The following is a 13,381-nucleotide window of genomic DNA, read 5'->3' as shown; positions in this document are numbered from 1 at the left end:
GTTATTTTCGGTATTGGCAGTATTGTAGCGCTTTTCGGAGGCAATTTTGGATAAGATTTTTGTAGATGAGGCGGTTTCTGAACTGCATACCCTTCAGGACATGATCCGTTGGACGGTGAGCCGTTTTAATGCGGCACAGTTATTTTATGGTCACGGAACCGATAATGCGTGGGATGAAGCTGTTCAGTTAATCTTACCGACTCTCTACTTACCGATTGATGTACCGCCCCATGTACTGAATTCGCGTTTGACGGGCAGTGAGCGTTTACGTGTGGTGGAGCGGGTCATTAAACGGATTAATGAGCGTACGCCTATTGCTTATTTAACCAATAAAGCGTGGTTCTGTGGTCTGGAGTTTTTTGTTGATGAGCGAGTGTTAGTGCCTCGTTCGCCGATTGGCGAATTGATCCAAGCTCAGTTTGCGCCTTGGTTACTTGATGAACCGACTCGGATTATGGACTTATGTACCGGGAGTGGTTGTATTGCGATTGCTTGTGCTTACGCTTTCCCCGACGCTGAAGTGGATGCTATTGATATTTCAGCTGATGCGTTGCAAGTGGCTGAGCAAAATATTCAAGATCACGGTTTAGAGCAGCAAGTGTTCCCGATACGCTCAGATCTATTCCGTGATTTACCTCAAGAACAATACGATATTATCGTTACCAATCCACCTTATGTCGATCAAGAAGACATGAGTAGCTTACCTGAAGAGTTTAAATTTGAGCCTGAATTGGGGTTAGCGGCGGGTAGCGATGGTCTAAAATTAGCACGCCGTATTTTGGCTAATGCGCCTCGTTATTTAACCGATAATGGCATTTTGATCTGTGAAGTGGGCAATTCTATGGTTCATTTGATGGAACAGTATCCAGATATCCCATTCACTTGGTTAGAGTTTGAAAACGGAGGCCACGGGGTATTTTTGTTAACCAAGCAACAGCTGCTCGATTGTGCAGAAGAGTTTGCACTTTATCGTGACTAAACCTTCATTATATCAATGTGTTATCATAAAGCGCCAGCTGGTAAAGCTGGCGTTTTTTATTGGTATCTCATGCGTATTCACCTTGCTGCTTCCTCTGAGTGATGGAGCATTTTTAGAGAAACTGAAGTCTGGACTTTACATCATTAGCTAATCAAGCGAGTATGATTTCATGATTAACGAAAGCTCCTTTCTCAATGAGATGTCCCCAAATTATTTGGAGTTGTCGGTCGCCAATCGCGCTGCAGTTTTAAATTACAAGGGGATAGGTGTGAATGAAGGATGCTAACGAGTAAATCGTAATTTACTCATTGATGGGAAGTTTGAGGAATACATGGCAGGAAACAGTATTGGACAACATTTTCGCGTGACGACTTTTGGTGAAAGTCATGGTGTTGCATTAGGATGTATTATCGATGGTTGCCCTCCAGGTTTAGAAATCAGCGCCGCTGATCTACAAGTGGATTTGGATCGTCGCAGACCGGGTACATCACGCTATACCACTCAGCGCCGTGAAGCGGATGAAGTGAAAATCCTTTCTGGTATTTTTGAAGGTAAAACGACGGGTACCTCGATCGGTTTATTGATTGAAAATACCGATCAGCGTTCGACCGATTATTCAGATATCAAAGATAAGTTTCGTCCCGGACATGCGGATTATACCTATCATCAAAAGTATGGTGTTCGTGACTATCGTGGTGGTGGTCGTTCATCGGCACGAGAGACGGCGATGCGTGTGGCGGCTGGGGGTATTGCGAAAAAATACCTACAACAAGAATTTGGTATTGAGATCCGTGCTTATCTTGCCCAAATGGGTGATATTGCTATTGAAAAAGTGGATTGGAATGAAATCGAAAACAATGCGTTCTTTTGTCCTGACGCTGACAAGGTCGATAAGTTTGATCAACTGATCCGTGATTTAAAAAAGCAGGGGGATTCGATTGGTGCCAAAATTCAAGTTGTGGCGACCAAAGTACCGGTAGGGTTAGGTGAACCGGTATTCGACCGACTTGATGCTGACATCGCTCATGCGCTGATGAGCATTAATGCGGTTAAAGGGGTAGAGATTGGCGATGGCTTTGACGTGGTGCGTCAGAAAGGCAGTGAGCATCGAGATCTACTTACTCCTGACGGTTTTGCAAGTAACCATGCTGGCGGCATTTTAGGCGGAATCTCTTCAGGGCAAGACATTGTTGCCAATATCGCTTTAAAGCCGACGTCGAGTATTACTGTCCCTGGACAAACGATTACCCGTCAAGGTGAGCCAACAGAGCTTATCACTAAAGGGCGACATGACCCTTGTGTGGGCATCCGTGCTGTGCCGATTGCTGAAGCGATGTTAGCGATTGTTTTGATGGATCATTTACTACGCCATCGTGGGCAAAACCAAGCAGTACAGACACAAACCCCTATATTATAATGCCTATCAACAGAGTATCAGCGCCCGCTATAAAGCGCTGATACTCTTGTTAATTGCTTTTGATCGTCTACATTTTTAGAGTATTACGATCAGTGCAGTGGTTTATCGGTTTCAACTAAATGGAATGATGGTAAGCGCCATTTAAAACGCACCGCAGCCATGCGCAGAAGATAACCGACCACTAACGTTGCAATGGTATTGGTTGTCTCATTGATGCCAAGTTCTAATAAGGTGAGATAAAGCCCTGAGGCAATCAACGCTACAGAAGCGTAAAGCTCGTCATGTAATACCAGTGGCGGTTGGCGGCAAATTAAATCGCGTAATAGCCCACCAAATACCCCAGTGACTAGAGCTGCAACCATACAGATCATCACATGATGACCCATTGCTAAGGCGACCTTAGTACCGATAATACTAAACACGATCAATCCTAACGCGTCCAAGCGAATAAATAAGCCTTTGAGTTTAATTACCCAGCGATAAATCCCAGTGGTTAATACACCGGCTAGGCAAGTAATCGCTAGGTACTCAGGATTTTTTACCCAGCCAAGCGGATAGTGTCCGAGAAGAATATCACGCACGGTTCCGCCACCAATCGCTGTTGCGCTTGCCACTAGCATAACGCCAAACCAATCCATTTTCCGACGACCAGCGCTAAGAGCTCCGGTCATTGCTTCTGCTGTGATGCCAATAATGTATAGAACGCTAAGCAGCATAGTTCACCTTAATAATGTGTTGATTACTTGTGCCAGAAAAAGGCGCAAGTGTAGAGCGAATCGGTCATTTTGACGAATGAGTTTTTATAGGGGGAAAAGGAAAGCCAGATTACTTAATCTAATAATTTTCTTTGAACTCTTTACCCTTCGCGTAAAAATCGCCAGAATGCTGCCCATTGAACCATTGAGAGTAACTATTGATGAGCCATCAATATCAAGATTTGATCGCTATTTTTAATCAAACCTTTTTTGCTGATTATCAGACAAAACTTGAATTGGGTGGCGACGAACCGATTTATTTACCTGCCGATGTGTACACGCCTTATCATCGAATTATCTTTGCCCGTGGATTTTATGCCTCGGCATTACACGAGATAGCTCATTGGTGCGTTGCTGGCCCCGAGCGCCGCTTGTTAGAAGATTTTGGTTATTGGTATGAACCAGATGGTCGCTCGGCACAAATGCAAGCCGAATTTGAGCGAGTAGAAATCAGGCCGCAAGCTTATGAGTGGATTTTAGCGCAAAGTGCAGGATTCCCCTTTACGGTAAGCTGTGACAACCTACATGGTGATTATGAGCCAGATAGGCTGGCGTTTATGCACAAGGTTCATCAGCAAGTGCTGGAGATATTAACCACGGGCTTACCTCCTCGAGTAGCACGATTGTCACAGGCACTACGAAGCTTTTATCGCACACCGCCATTGAGTGCTGAACAATTTATAGTCAAATAATGAGAAGACGATGATTATTGAATTTGAAGAAAAATTACTAGATAGCATTGATGCACGTATTGAATCAGCATCCGATGATGAACTGTTTGCGGGCGGGTATTTACGCGGACATATTTCATTATCTGCAGCGACTTGTGAAGAACAAGGTATCAATGATATTGAGCAGCTTAAAGCGCTCATCGAGCAAAGTCTACAAGAGGCGCGTTCAGAGCTTAGCCCTGCTGATCAGGCGATTGTTTATGCTTTATGGCGTGAATTAAGCGCTTGATATTCTTGCAGAGCGTTCTTATTCAGAAATTTTGAACATCACCGTAAAATTTTTGTAGTTGCGCGATAACTGGCGAGTGTTTACTCTGTGCTTATTATATAAACAATGAGGTTATCCTATGAAAGTTATCGCATTTGGCGCGAGCACCAGCTCTCAATCTATCAATCAAGCGCTAGCCACCTACGCGGCAAAGCAAATTGAGGGTGCGCAAGTGACTGTATTGAATATCAATGATTATTCTGTACCTATGTTTAGCGAAGACCGAGAAAAAGAATTAGGTCAAGCTGAAGGTGCACAAGCCTTTTTACGTGATTTAGCGCAAGCCGATGCCTTTGTGATTTCTTTTGCTGAGCATAATGGACATTACCCTGCCGCTTATAAAAATTTGTTCGACTGGACGACTCGTATCGATCGTGAGTTGTTTAAAGGTAAGCCTGCGGTGTATTTTGCAACGTCACCAGGCCCTGGTGGCGCTCAGTCAGTATTGGCCGCAGCGGTTGCGTCAGCGCCATTTTTCGGTGGTAATGTTAAAGGTTCACTCTCTGTCCCTAGTTTCTATGATAATTTTGACTTAGCAACGGGCGAAGTAACTAACCCAGAGATTGCCGAAAAAATAAAAGCCACAGTAGCACTGCTTAGCTAAGCTTAGTGTTTTGTGTTAGTGAAGCCTCGCTTTTCAGCGAGGCTTCACTATGTTGGGGTGTTGATAGTGAGGCATTTAACATTCAGTTTTAGGCGCTGAAAAAACCGCGCATAAGGTGGTCAACAAGATCACGACTCTTTTTCTGTAATGGCTTTACCTTTCTTTAATTTTCTTACCCACATACGACTTGGATGTAATGAGGCCAATACATCGACAGGTAAAGGCAATGGCTCACCACAGATCTGTGCAGCCAAGACTTCAGCCATCAGTGGTGCCGAGCTTAAACCGCGGGAACCTAAACCCACTAAGGCATACAACTGAGGATATTGGGCAATCGTCTGAATTTGATGCTCTCTTTTTTGTGGTAGATCAACGTATTGCTCAATAATGGCATCACGTAAGCCGACATTACCGACAAAAGGTAAATGATCACGGCTGACACAGCGAACCCCTTGACGAGATTGGTTGTCTGATGTGTCCACCGCCATCGGCCAAGTTTGATTCGCTAGGCAACGGGTTAAACGCGCACTATTTTCTTGCTGTGCTTTTGCATCGAAGGTTTGGTCAATATGCTGTCTATCGTAACTCGCACCGATACAATGAGTAGCATGACGAGGGCTGCTTGGGGTTAGATAACCGTCATAGCAAACTACTGAACGTAGTGCTTGTAACGTCGAATTCGTTGGTGCGTGACTCACTTGTCCCTTAACTTTGCCCAGCGGTAAGTGCTTGCTTTGCGTAAAGCTATCAAATTGATGGCCATTGGCAATCACAACACACTGATGCTGAAACTGTTGCTCTTGACCAGTGAGTTGCCATGTCATGCTATCGGCTTGCCACGTTAACGATTCAATCGCTTGTTGGTAATGGGCCGTCATTAGCCCTTTGTTGGTTAAGTGCTCGAATAGTCCTTGAGTGAACTCTGCCGGGCATAACCAACCACCTTGTGGATAATGAATACTCGGTACGTCAACAGGCAAGCCAATCTGTAAACTGGTTTGCTCTGCGGTTAGGTAATGCAGTAATTGATCGGGGAATTCCCCTTGGGTAAGACGCGTTAATTTATTGGTAGACTTGTCATCCCACATTAATTGAGTGACTCCACACCAGTCGTATTCAAAGTCTATCTGCTGCGCGAGACGTTGCACAAATTGACGAGTAAACAGAAAAGCAGGGGCAAAGACACGAGATACATTGCTATGTTGGCCATTGAGTAGCGGATAGATGGCTCCCTGTCGATTACCAGAAGCACCTTGTGCTGGCGATTTATCCGCGCAATATAAGGTAACGGAGATGCCGCGTTGGGTTAGAGCGTAGGCCAGTGTTGCGCTAGCAATGCCGCCGCCGATGATCGCTACATCATGGACAGACTCTGTCGCTTCAATCTGGTAATAAGGCTTAATGTTGCAGTATGGCTTTTTATGCTCAATCCTACCGGCGAGCATTTCTCGCTTGGTGCCAAACCCTTTCACCTTGTTCATCATAAATCCAGCTTGATTGAGCCCTCGGCGAACGAATCCTGCGGCGGTAAAGGTAGCGCAGGTGCAATGTTCTTTGGCTAACTGACTCATACCATCAAATAAACCTTGGCTCCACATTTCTGGGTTTTTACTCGGAGCAAAGCCATCTAAAAACCAAGCATCAACTAAACCATGTTCAGAAACCGCCACTTGAGGTAAGCAGTTTTTAATATCCCCAAACCACAAATCTAAAATAACCGCACCATCTGCCAACGTAATTCGATGGCATTCAGGCAGCGCCAAAGGATAGGCTTGATGCAATTGTTCGGCGTAGTCGGTGAGTTCCGGCCAAGCTTGATGGGCCTTGATCAGATCGTTTTTATTGAGCGGATATTTTTCAAAGCTGATAAAGTGCAATGTCTTAATCGCTGCATTAGGGTTTTGCTGACGAAATTGATCGAAACATTGCCATGTCGCGAGAAAGTTTAATCCAGTGCCAAAACCCGTTTCAGCAATCACAAAGTGCCGTTGGTCATATTCTCGCCATCTTTGTGGGAGATGATTCTGACTGAGAAAGACATAGCGTGTCTCTTCTAAACCATTGGCATTAGAAAAATAGACGTCGTCAAATTGGTCTGAGACAGGGGTTCCGGCGTCATTCCAAGCCAATTGTGCATGAGTGATGGAAGTCATAAGCGATGATTTCTAGCAAATAAGGCATTAATAGAGCAAGATTGTACGGATTTATAGGAAAGCTGACCACTTCTGTTACTTATCTTGGTTATCATTTAGCGGAATTTTGAATTATAGGAATGTCACATGAAACGAGTCGTCATCACCGGGATGGGAATTATTTCCAGTATCGGTAACAACGTCCAAGAAGTTTTAGCGTCTCTTAAAGCCGGCAAATCAGGTATCACAGCCTCTGAGCAATTCAAAGAACAGGGGTTACGTTCACAAGTTTGGGGTGATTTAAAGATAAACCCAGCGGATCATATTGATCGCAAGCAGATGCGCTTTATGGGTGATGCAGCGGCTTATGCTTATCTTTCTATGGAGCAGGCCATTGCCGATGCTGGATTGACTCCTGAACAAGTATCGAATGACCGTACCGGTATCGTGGCGGGTTCTGGTGGTGCTTCTTCACTTAACCAAGCTATTGCGGTGGATACTTTACGTGAAAAAGGCGTTAAACGTATTGGTCCTTATATGGTGCCGCGTACGATGTCTTCTACAGTATCGGCTTGTTTGGCTACACCGTTTAAAATTCGTGGTGTTAACTATTCGATCAGTTCAGCCTGTGCGACTTCTGCACACTGTATTGGTAATGCGATGGAACTGATTCAGCTTGGTAAACAAGATATTGTGTTTGCTGGTGGCGGTGAAGAACTGGATTGGACATTGACGATGATGTTTGATGCCATGGGTGCATTATCGACCAAGTATAATGATACGCCAGATAAAGCCTCTCGTACCTATGATGCTGATCGCGATGGTTTCGTTATTTCTGGTGGCGGCGGTATGCTGGTAATTGAAGAGTTAGAGCATGCTTTGGCACGCGGTGCAAAAATTTACGGCGAACTTGTGGGTTATGGCGCAACCTCTGATGGCTACGATATGGTGGCACCGTCTGGTGAGGGTGCGGCTCGTTGTATGCGAATGGCGATGCAAAATGTCGATAGCGTTGATTATGTCAACACCCATGGTACGTCGACACCTGTCGGTGATGTGAAAGAGCTGGGTGCAATTCAAGAAATCTTTGGCGGTCATAGCCCTGCGATTTCTGCAACGAAAGCAATGACGGGGCACGCGTTAGGCGCAGCAGGCGTTCATGAGGCGATTTATTCTACCTTGATGCTGCATCATAATTTTATCGCCCCTAGCATCAATATTGATAATCTTGATCCCGCTGCTGAGGGGTTAGATATTGTTACTCAACCACGTGAACAAGAGCTCAATACCGTCATGTCAAACAGCTTTGGCTTTGGTGGTACTAACGCCACTTTGGTGATCAAAAAATACCAAGCTTAATCACCTTCTTGTTCAAGGTGAGCCATTTCCAGAGCTGATCGGGATCACCGATCACACAGACGCAGACTCTGTCCCTTGAGAGCGGGACGAGATCCTTTTGTTCTGGGTATTTGCCCGGTAGCCTTTTGGCACCGGGTATTTTTATGCTCGACACACAGAGTGCTTTTCTGCACAATGCCCAACAAAATCTTCATCACGTATTGGCAAATGAGCCCTCAGGGTTTTAGGCCTATCATGATCCTAATGACAATCTAATAGTGTGAATTCGGCTATGAAAATCTTGATCGACGAAAATATGCCTTACGCTGAGCAACTGTTTAGTCAGCTTGGTGAGGTCATTCTTAAACCAGGCCGTACGTTAACGGCTGGCGATTTAATTGATATTGATGCATTGATGATTCGTTCGGTCACTAAAGTGGATGCTGATCTATTGAGTAAAGCGAATCGACTGGCTTTTGTCGGTACGGCAACGGCGGGAATGGATCACGTTGATCAAGCGCTATTGGCTGAGCGAGGTATATTTTTTACCGCCGCGCCCGGTTGTAATAAAGTCGGCGTTGCAGAGTATGTGTTTAGTGTCTTAATGGTGCTTTCGCAGCAGCAAGGTTTCTCTATTTTTGATAAAACCATCGGCATCATTGGTGCCGGACAGGTGGGCAGCTACTTAGCCCATTGCTTGACAGGATTAGGGATCAACGTGCTGCTTAATGACCCACCTAAACAGGCGCAAGGGGATACGCGAGTATTTACGCCTCTGGAGCAACTGTTGACGGAAGCGGATGTGATAACCTTGCATACGCCGATCACTCAGCAGGGCGAGTGGCCCACTCACCATTTAATTAATGAGCAGATATTGGCTGGTTTACGAGGCGATCAAATATTGATTAATGCGGCGCGAGGTCCTGTGGTCGACAATGCGGCATTGAAGGCACGTTTACAACAAGGTGATGGCTTTACCGCAGCTCTTGATGTTTTTGAATTTGAACCGCAGGTGGATTTAGAACTGCTGCCATTATTGGCATTTGCGACGCCCCATATCGCGGGTTATGGTTTAGAAGGTAAAGCTCGTGGTACGACCATGGTTTTTAATCAATACTGTGAGTTTTTAGGCAAGGCGCTCTGGGCGAATCCATCCAGTTTATTACCCATAGCCCCTGTGCCTGAAGCAGTGTTGAATCGTGCTTGGGATGAAGCAACCTTGCTCAGCTTAACGCAACTTATTTATGATGTGCGACGAGATGATGCTCTGTTTCGTCGGCAGATACATCAACCCGATGCGTTTGATCAGATGCGCAAACAGTATTGGGATCGGCGTGAATATAGCGCAATTAAGCTAGTGGGTGATGACTCATGTCAATTAGAGCCACTGGCGCAACTCGGATTTACAATAGAGGTTACAAATGAGCCAAGAATTTAATGTTGCGATTTTCGGTGCAACGGGCGCGGTTGGGGAAACCATGCTGGAAGTATTGCAAGAGCGCAAATTTCCTGTCGGTGAACTGTTTTTACTCGCGAGCGAGCGCAGCGAAGGCAAGACCTATCGCTTTAATGGGAAAACCATACGAGTACAAAACGTTGAAGAATTTGATTGGTCATCGGTTCATATTGCGTTGTTCTCAGCCGGTGGCGAGCTTTCTGCTCATTGGGCGCCGATTGCCGCTGACGCAGGGGTGATTGTCATTGATAATACCTCTCAATTTCGTTATGACTACGATGTTCCGTTAGTGGTTCCAGAGGTGAATCCACAGGCGATTGCCGAGTTTCGTAATCGCAATATTATTGCTAACCCTAATTGTTCCACCATCCAAATGTTGGTCGCCTTAAAACCGATTTATGATGCGGTTGGCATTGAACGAATTAATGTGACCACTTATCAGTCCGTATCTGGAGCAGGTAAGGCAGGAATCGATGAACTAGCAGCGCAAACGGCGAAGCTATTGAATGGGCTTCCTGTTGATGCGGGTACGTTTAGTCAACAAATTGCTTTTAACTGTATCCCACAAATCGATCAATTTATGGATAATGGTTACACCAAGGAAGAGATGAAGATGGTGTGGGAAACACAAAAAATCTTCAATGATCCTGCCATAATGGTTAACCCAACGTGTGTCCGAGTTCCAGTGTTCTATGGTCATGCAGAAGCGTTGCATATTGAGACTCGTAGCCCAATTGATGCTGAGCAAGTCATCAGCCTCTTGGAACAAACAGAAGGAATTGAGGTTTTTCAAGGACAAGATTTCCCAACTCAAGTCCGTGATTCCGGTGGCAAAGATACGGTATTAGTTGGACGCGTCCGTAATGATATTAGTCATCATAGCGGAATCAATTTGTGGGTGGTGGCAGATAATGTTCGCAAAGGGGCTGCAACCAACGCGGTACAAATTGCGGAAGTGTTGATCCGAGATTATTTGTAATTGACAAAATAGCCTCGTACGCTATCAATATCTTCGTCCATGACTGGCGAACAAAAAAACCACCTTGCGGTGGTTTTTTTATTTATCTTATCGGGCCTTATGGGCTGAAGGGTTATTTTTACAACCCCCATCAGCGCATTTACCATAAAGATATAAACTATGATTAGTCAGCTGAACATTGTAACGTGCAGCGATCTCTTTTTGACGCTGTTCGATAACCTCGTCAGAAAACTCAATCACTTCACCACAATCAAGACAAACAAGATGGTCGTGATGGTGCTGGGTTGAGAGTTCGAAAACTGATTTTCCACCTTCAAAATGATGGCGAGTCACGATACCAGCGTCATCAAATTGATTTAACACGCGATAAACGGTGGCAAGGCCGATCTCTTCACCGAGATCAATCAGCTTCTTGTACAGCTCCTCAGCACTAATATGTTGGCACTCAGGCTGCTGTAATACTTCTAAAATCTTTAGCCGTGGAAGGGTTACTTTAAGACCGGCATCCTTTAGCGCTTGGTTATTGTCTGACATATACTTTCCCGTTGATGATCTGCAGTCGTAAACAGAGGTCAATGTTGTTCCACATTATAGGCCACTCGATTAAAACAATAAACCACGAACTTCAAAGGGTTACTGTAATTACCACAAAATCGAGTTTCATCACGGAGAAATCTGATCTGACCAGTTACAATTATGCAACATTAACTTGTGTGTAGCTTCATTGAGTTAGATGCTCATCGAGCATCACGATCAGTGAAGATGAGATAGAGTCTAAGGCACGGATAGCATGAATAAAACACTTGAGAAGTTGTATAAACCCAATATTGTGAAGTGGGCATTAAATAGTTGGCCACCTTTTTGGGGATCTGGGATAAAAATCGAGTCAATCAGTGAAGACTTCCGCGAGGCTAGATTACGTTTAAAGCTTCGTTGGTGGAACAAAAATGCCAATCGTTCCCAATATGGTGGCAGCATCTTCTCTTTAACGGATCCTGTATATTCATTGATGCTGATGGGAATTTTAGGTCGTCAATATTATGTTTGGGATAAAGAGGCGAGCATTAACTTTATTAAACCTGGGCACAGCGATTTATACGCTGAGTTTTTGATTTCTCAAGCTCAACTGGACGCGATATTGGTTGCGACGGCGAATGGTGATAAATGTTTTCCTGAGTTTATTATTCATGTCAAAGATAAACAAGGTGAAGTTGTGTCTGAAGTACATCGCAAACTGTATGTCCGTAAAAAACCTAAGTACCGTCAAGACGGAGATTATCAAACAGATAATGCTGCGTAATCGCGTTCATCGAGACGATGGATGAGTGCGACAAAGTTGTATCCAAGCTTCTGCGGTGCGAGAAAGGTAACGTTCACTATGCCAGATAGCACTCAATGTCCAGTCAATACTTGGGGTTAGTGGTTTAATCAGTACCCCTTCATTTTGGATTCTTAAACAGAGTGGTTCGGGTAAAAAGGCGACTCCGATGCCACTTTTTACAAGCGCAACGAGAAAATCCCATTGGCTACTTCGCGCCGCAATTTGTGGTGTAAATCCGTGTGTTAGACATTGCTGATCAACATAATCGCTTAAGGTAAAGTCTTCTGTATAAAGATAAAAAGGTTCTTCTTTGAGTGATGACCAATCGATCTTTGCCATGGCAGACCAAGGCATGGTTTGCGGTAATACTGCGTAAATTGGGTAACTGTCTAGTACTAAGGTGCTGAGATGTTGTTCTGCATGACGCGATAACATAGTAATAGCGACATCCAACTCTCCATCAAGTACGGCTTGTTCTATTTTCCTTCCGCCATACTCGACTATCGTCATTTCCACCGCTGGATAGATTTGCCTGTATTGCCGGATCAACCCTGCATAAAGATGGCCAACCATCGGGGGAATACCTAAACGCAGTTGCCCCCCTTGGAGTTGATTTAGATCGATCAGTTCGGCTTCTAGTTGAGTAAAGTGAGCCAAAATTTCTTGTGCTCGTAAATATACAATGTGTCCGGCATCGGTTAACCAAAAGCGATGACCTTGGCGATGGAGTAATGGTTGACCAATTTCTTGCTCAAGACTACGGATCATTTTACTGATCGTTGGTTGGGTAACAAAAAGCTTCTCTGATGCACGAGTAAAACTTTGTTGATTGATGAGTTCCACAAAATAACGTAGGGCTTTGATATCCATAACTGAGACTCTGATGGTAGGTTTATTCTATATTGGCATAATTTTTATAATAAAAATTCATTTTATGAAAATTTTAACGCTCTCTATAATGTGATTAATTTCACATTATGAGCGAATGATGCCATGAAAAAACTCAGAACCGTTTTGCTGACCGTTGGGCAAATTGCCGCGTTAGGCCTGATATGGTTAATAGCAGATCGCTTGGTTGATTATTTTCATTTACCGCTCCCTGCCAATCTAACGGGGATGCTGTTATTGCTTGCTTTGGTCTTCAGTAAAATAGTCAACGTTGAATGGCTACGACGAGGGGCTGCTTGGCTTTTAGCGGAAATGTTACTGTTTTTTGTTCCAGCAGTAGTTGCTGTGGTTAATTATCAGCCGCTGGTTCGAGAGCAGGGGGGGAGAATTATTTTAGTGTTAGTACTGAGTACGGTTTTAGTGATTGCGATTACCGCGTGGGTAGTCGATAGATTGTACCGTCTCGAACTTAAATTAGCGCGTCGAAAAAGTAATAAGTTAGCGGGAGCCTGA

14 protein-coding genes are annotated in these 13,381 nt (G+C 44.5%); 10 read left to right on the top strand and 4 right to left on the bottom strand.

The features are described 5' to 3' along the window. The first annotated feature begins 46 nt into the window (after nucleotides 1-46). Together prmB and aroC are read left to right on the top strand one after the other, a co-directional pair. Nucleotides 47-979: a 50S ribosomal protein L3 N(5)-glutamine methyltransferase gene (prmB, locus tag BSR11_RS08035; protein ID WP_072669896.1), complete on the top strand. Its 933-nt coding sequence runs from the start codon at nucleotides 47-49 to the stop codon at nucleotides 977-979. A 331-nt stretch (nucleotides 980-1,310) separates the two neighbouring features. Next, entirely contained in the window at nucleotides 1,311-2,396 is a 1,086-nt protein-coding gene (gene aroC / locus BSR11_RS08030; protein ID WP_072669895.1) for a chorismate synthase, read from the top strand. An 89-nt stretch (nucleotides 2,397-2,485) separates the two neighbouring features. On the opposite strand, the gene BSR11_RS08025 is transcribed toward aroC, so the two are convergent. Then, nucleotides 2,486-3,112 carry a trimeric intracellular cation channel family protein gene (locus BSR11_RS08025; protein ID WP_072669894.1) on the bottom strand — a complete coding sequence of 209 codons (627 nt, stop codon included), beginning with the start codon at nucleotides 3,110-3,112 and terminating at the stop codon, nucleotides 2,486-2,488. 200 nt (nucleotides 3,113-3,312) lie between these two features. Here BSR11_RS08025 and BSR11_RS08020 point away from each other — a divergent pair, with 200 nt between their 5' ends. From BSR11_RS08020 to BSR11_RS08010, 3 genes are all read left to right on the top strand, one after another. Then, on the top strand, nucleotides 3,313-3,843 hold the full coding sequence (locus BSR11_RS08020; protein WP_072669893.1) for an elongation factor P hydroxylase: 531 nt from the start codon (nucleotides 3,313-3,315) through the stop codon (nucleotides 3,841-3,843). Between the two features lie 10 nt (nucleotides 3,844-3,853). After that, nucleotides 3,854-4,111: a YfcL family protein gene (locus tag BSR11_RS08015; protein ID WP_072669892.1), complete on the top strand. Its 258-nt coding sequence runs from the start codon at nucleotides 3,854-3,856 to the stop codon at nucleotides 4,109-4,111. Nucleotides 4,112-4,229: 118 nt separating this feature from the next. Beyond that, nucleotides 4,230-4,754, top strand: a complete 525-nt coding sequence (locus BSR11_RS08010) for an NADPH-dependent FMN reductase (RefSeq protein WP_072669891.1) — start codon at nucleotides 4,230-4,232, stop codon at nucleotides 4,752-4,754. Between the two features lie 128 nt (nucleotides 4,755-4,882). On the opposite strand, the gene mnmC is transcribed toward BSR11_RS08010, so the two are convergent. Continuing rightward, nucleotides 4,883-6,907: a bifunctional tRNA (5-methylaminomethyl-2-thiouridine)(34)-methyltransferase MnmC2/FAD-dependent 5-carboxymethylaminomethyl-2-thiouridine(34) oxidoreductase MnmC1 gene (gene mnmC / locus BSR11_RS08005; RefSeq protein ID WP_072669890.1), complete on the bottom strand. Its 2,025-nt coding sequence runs from the start codon at nucleotides 6,905-6,907 to the stop codon at nucleotides 4,883-4,885. Between the two features lie 126 nt (nucleotides 6,908-7,033). On the opposite strand from mnmC, the gene fabB reads away from it, so the two are divergent. The 3 genes from fabB (at nucleotide 7,034) to BSR11_RS07990 (ending at nucleotide 10,659) form a co-directional block, all read left to right on the top strand. Continuing rightward, a complete protein-coding gene (fabB, locus tag BSR11_RS08000) occupies nucleotides 7,034-8,245 on the top strand; it encodes a beta-ketoacyl-ACP synthase I (RefSeq protein ID WP_072669889.1) in 1,212 nt (403 codons plus the stop codon). A gap of 271 nt (nucleotides 8,246-8,516) precedes the next feature. Next, nucleotides 8,517-9,662 carry a 4-phosphoerythronate dehydrogenase gene (locus BSR11_RS07995; RefSeq protein WP_072669888.1) on the top strand — a complete coding sequence of 382 codons (1,146 nt, stop codon included), beginning with the start codon at nucleotides 8,517-8,519 and terminating at the stop codon, nucleotides 9,660-9,662. Further along, nucleotides 9,646-10,659 (top strand): aspartate-semialdehyde dehydrogenase, encoded by a 1,014-nt coding sequence (locus BSR11_RS07990; RefSeq protein ID WP_072669887.1) that lies wholly within the window; start codon nucleotides 9,646-9,648, stop codon nucleotides 10,657-10,659. The genes BSR11_RS07995 and BSR11_RS07990 overlap by 17 nt, the downstream gene beginning before the upstream one ends. 87 nt (nucleotides 10,660-10,746) lie before the next feature. Here the strand turns inward: BSR11_RS07990 and fcrX are convergent, their stop codons facing one another. Beyond that, entirely contained in the window at nucleotides 10,747-11,193 is a 447-nt protein-coding gene (fcrX, locus tag BSR11_RS07985) for a ferric iron uptake transcriptional regulator FcrX (RefSeq protein WP_004394784.1), read from the bottom strand. A 256-nt stretch (nucleotides 11,194-11,449) separates the two neighbouring features. On the opposite strand from fcrX, the gene BSR11_RS07980 reads away from it, so the two are divergent. Continuing rightward, entirely contained in the window at nucleotides 11,450-11,959 is a 510-nt protein-coding gene (locus BSR11_RS07980) for a DUF4442 domain-containing protein (RefSeq protein WP_072669886.1), read from the top strand. Between the two features lie 6 nt (nucleotides 11,960-11,965). On the opposite strand, the gene BSR11_RS07975 is transcribed toward BSR11_RS07980, so the two are convergent. Next, complete coding sequence (locus tag BSR11_RS07975) at nucleotides 11,966-12,850, bottom strand: LysR family transcriptional regulator (RefSeq protein ID WP_072669885.1); 885 nt, start codon at nucleotides 12,848-12,850, stop codon at nucleotides 11,966-11,968. Nucleotides 12,851-12,973: 123 nt separating this feature from the next. On the opposite strand from BSR11_RS07975, the gene BSR11_RS07970 reads away from it, so the two are divergent. Next, the gene (locus BSR11_RS07970; protein WP_072669884.1) at nucleotides 12,974-13,381 is read left to right on the top strand and encodes a CidA/LrgA family protein; all 408 of its coding nucleotides are present in this window, start codon (nucleotides 12,974-12,976) and stop codon (nucleotides 13,379-13,381) included.

The sequence above is a fragment of the Vibrio injensis genome (assembly GCF_001895205.1).
GTDB classification, from domain to species: domain Bacteria; phylum Pseudomonadota; class Gammaproteobacteria; order Enterobacterales; family Vibrionaceae; genus Vibrio; species Vibrio injensis.
The sequence above is the reverse complement of the archived record's forward strand: the minus strand, read 5'-3'. Positions and strand labels throughout refer to the sequence as shown.

Bases quoted from the DNA above. Each gene is read 5' to 3' on its own strand.
- BSR11_RS08025 (WP_072669894.1), bottom strand. From the start codon at position 3,112: ATGCTGCTTAGCGTTCTATACATTATTGGCATCACAGCAGAAGCAATG.
- BSR11_RS07990 (WP_072669887.1), top strand. From the start codon at position 9,646: ATGAGCCAAGAATTTAATGTTGCGATTTTCGGTGCAACGGGCGCGGTT.
- BSR11_RS07975 (WP_072669885.1), bottom strand. From the start codon at position 12,850: ATGGATATCAAAGCCCTACGTTATTTTGTGGAACTCATCAATCAACAA.
- BSR11_RS08020 (WP_072669893.1), top strand. From the start codon at position 3,313: ATGAGCCATCAATATCAAGATTTGATCGCTATTTTTAATCAAACCTTT.
- mnmC (WP_072669890.1), bottom strand. From the start codon at position 6,907: ATGACTTCCATCACTCATGCACAATTGGCTTGGAATGACGCCGGAACC.
- BSR11_RS08010 (WP_072669891.1), top strand. From the start codon at position 4,230: ATGAAAGTTATCGCATTTGGCGCGAGCACCAGCTCTCAATCTATCAAT.
- aroC (WP_072669895.1), top strand. From the start codon at position 1,311: ATGGCAGGAAACAGTATTGGACAACATTTTCGCGTGACGACTTTTGGT.
- BSR11_RS07995 (WP_072669888.1), top strand. From the start codon at position 8,517: ATGAAAATCTTGATCGACGAAAATATGCCTTACGCTGAGCAACTGTTT.
- fabB (WP_072669889.1), top strand. From the start codon at position 7,034: ATGAAACGAGTCGTCATCACCGGGATGGGAATTATTTCCAGTATCGGT.
- fcrX (WP_004394784.1), bottom strand. From the start codon at position 11,193: ATGTCAGACAATAACCAAGCGCTAAAGGATGCCGGTCTTAAAGTAACC.
- BSR11_RS07970 (WP_072669884.1), top strand. From the start codon at position 12,974: ATGAAAAAACTCAGAACCGTTTTGCTGACCGTTGGGCAAATTGCCGCG.
- BSR11_RS07980 (WP_072669886.1), top strand. From the start codon at position 11,450: ATGAATAAAACACTTGAGAAGTTGTATAAACCCAATATTGTGAAGTGG.
- BSR11_RS08015 (WP_072669892.1), top strand. From the start codon at position 3,854: ATGATTATTGAATTTGAAGAAAAATTACTAGATAGCATTGATGCACGT.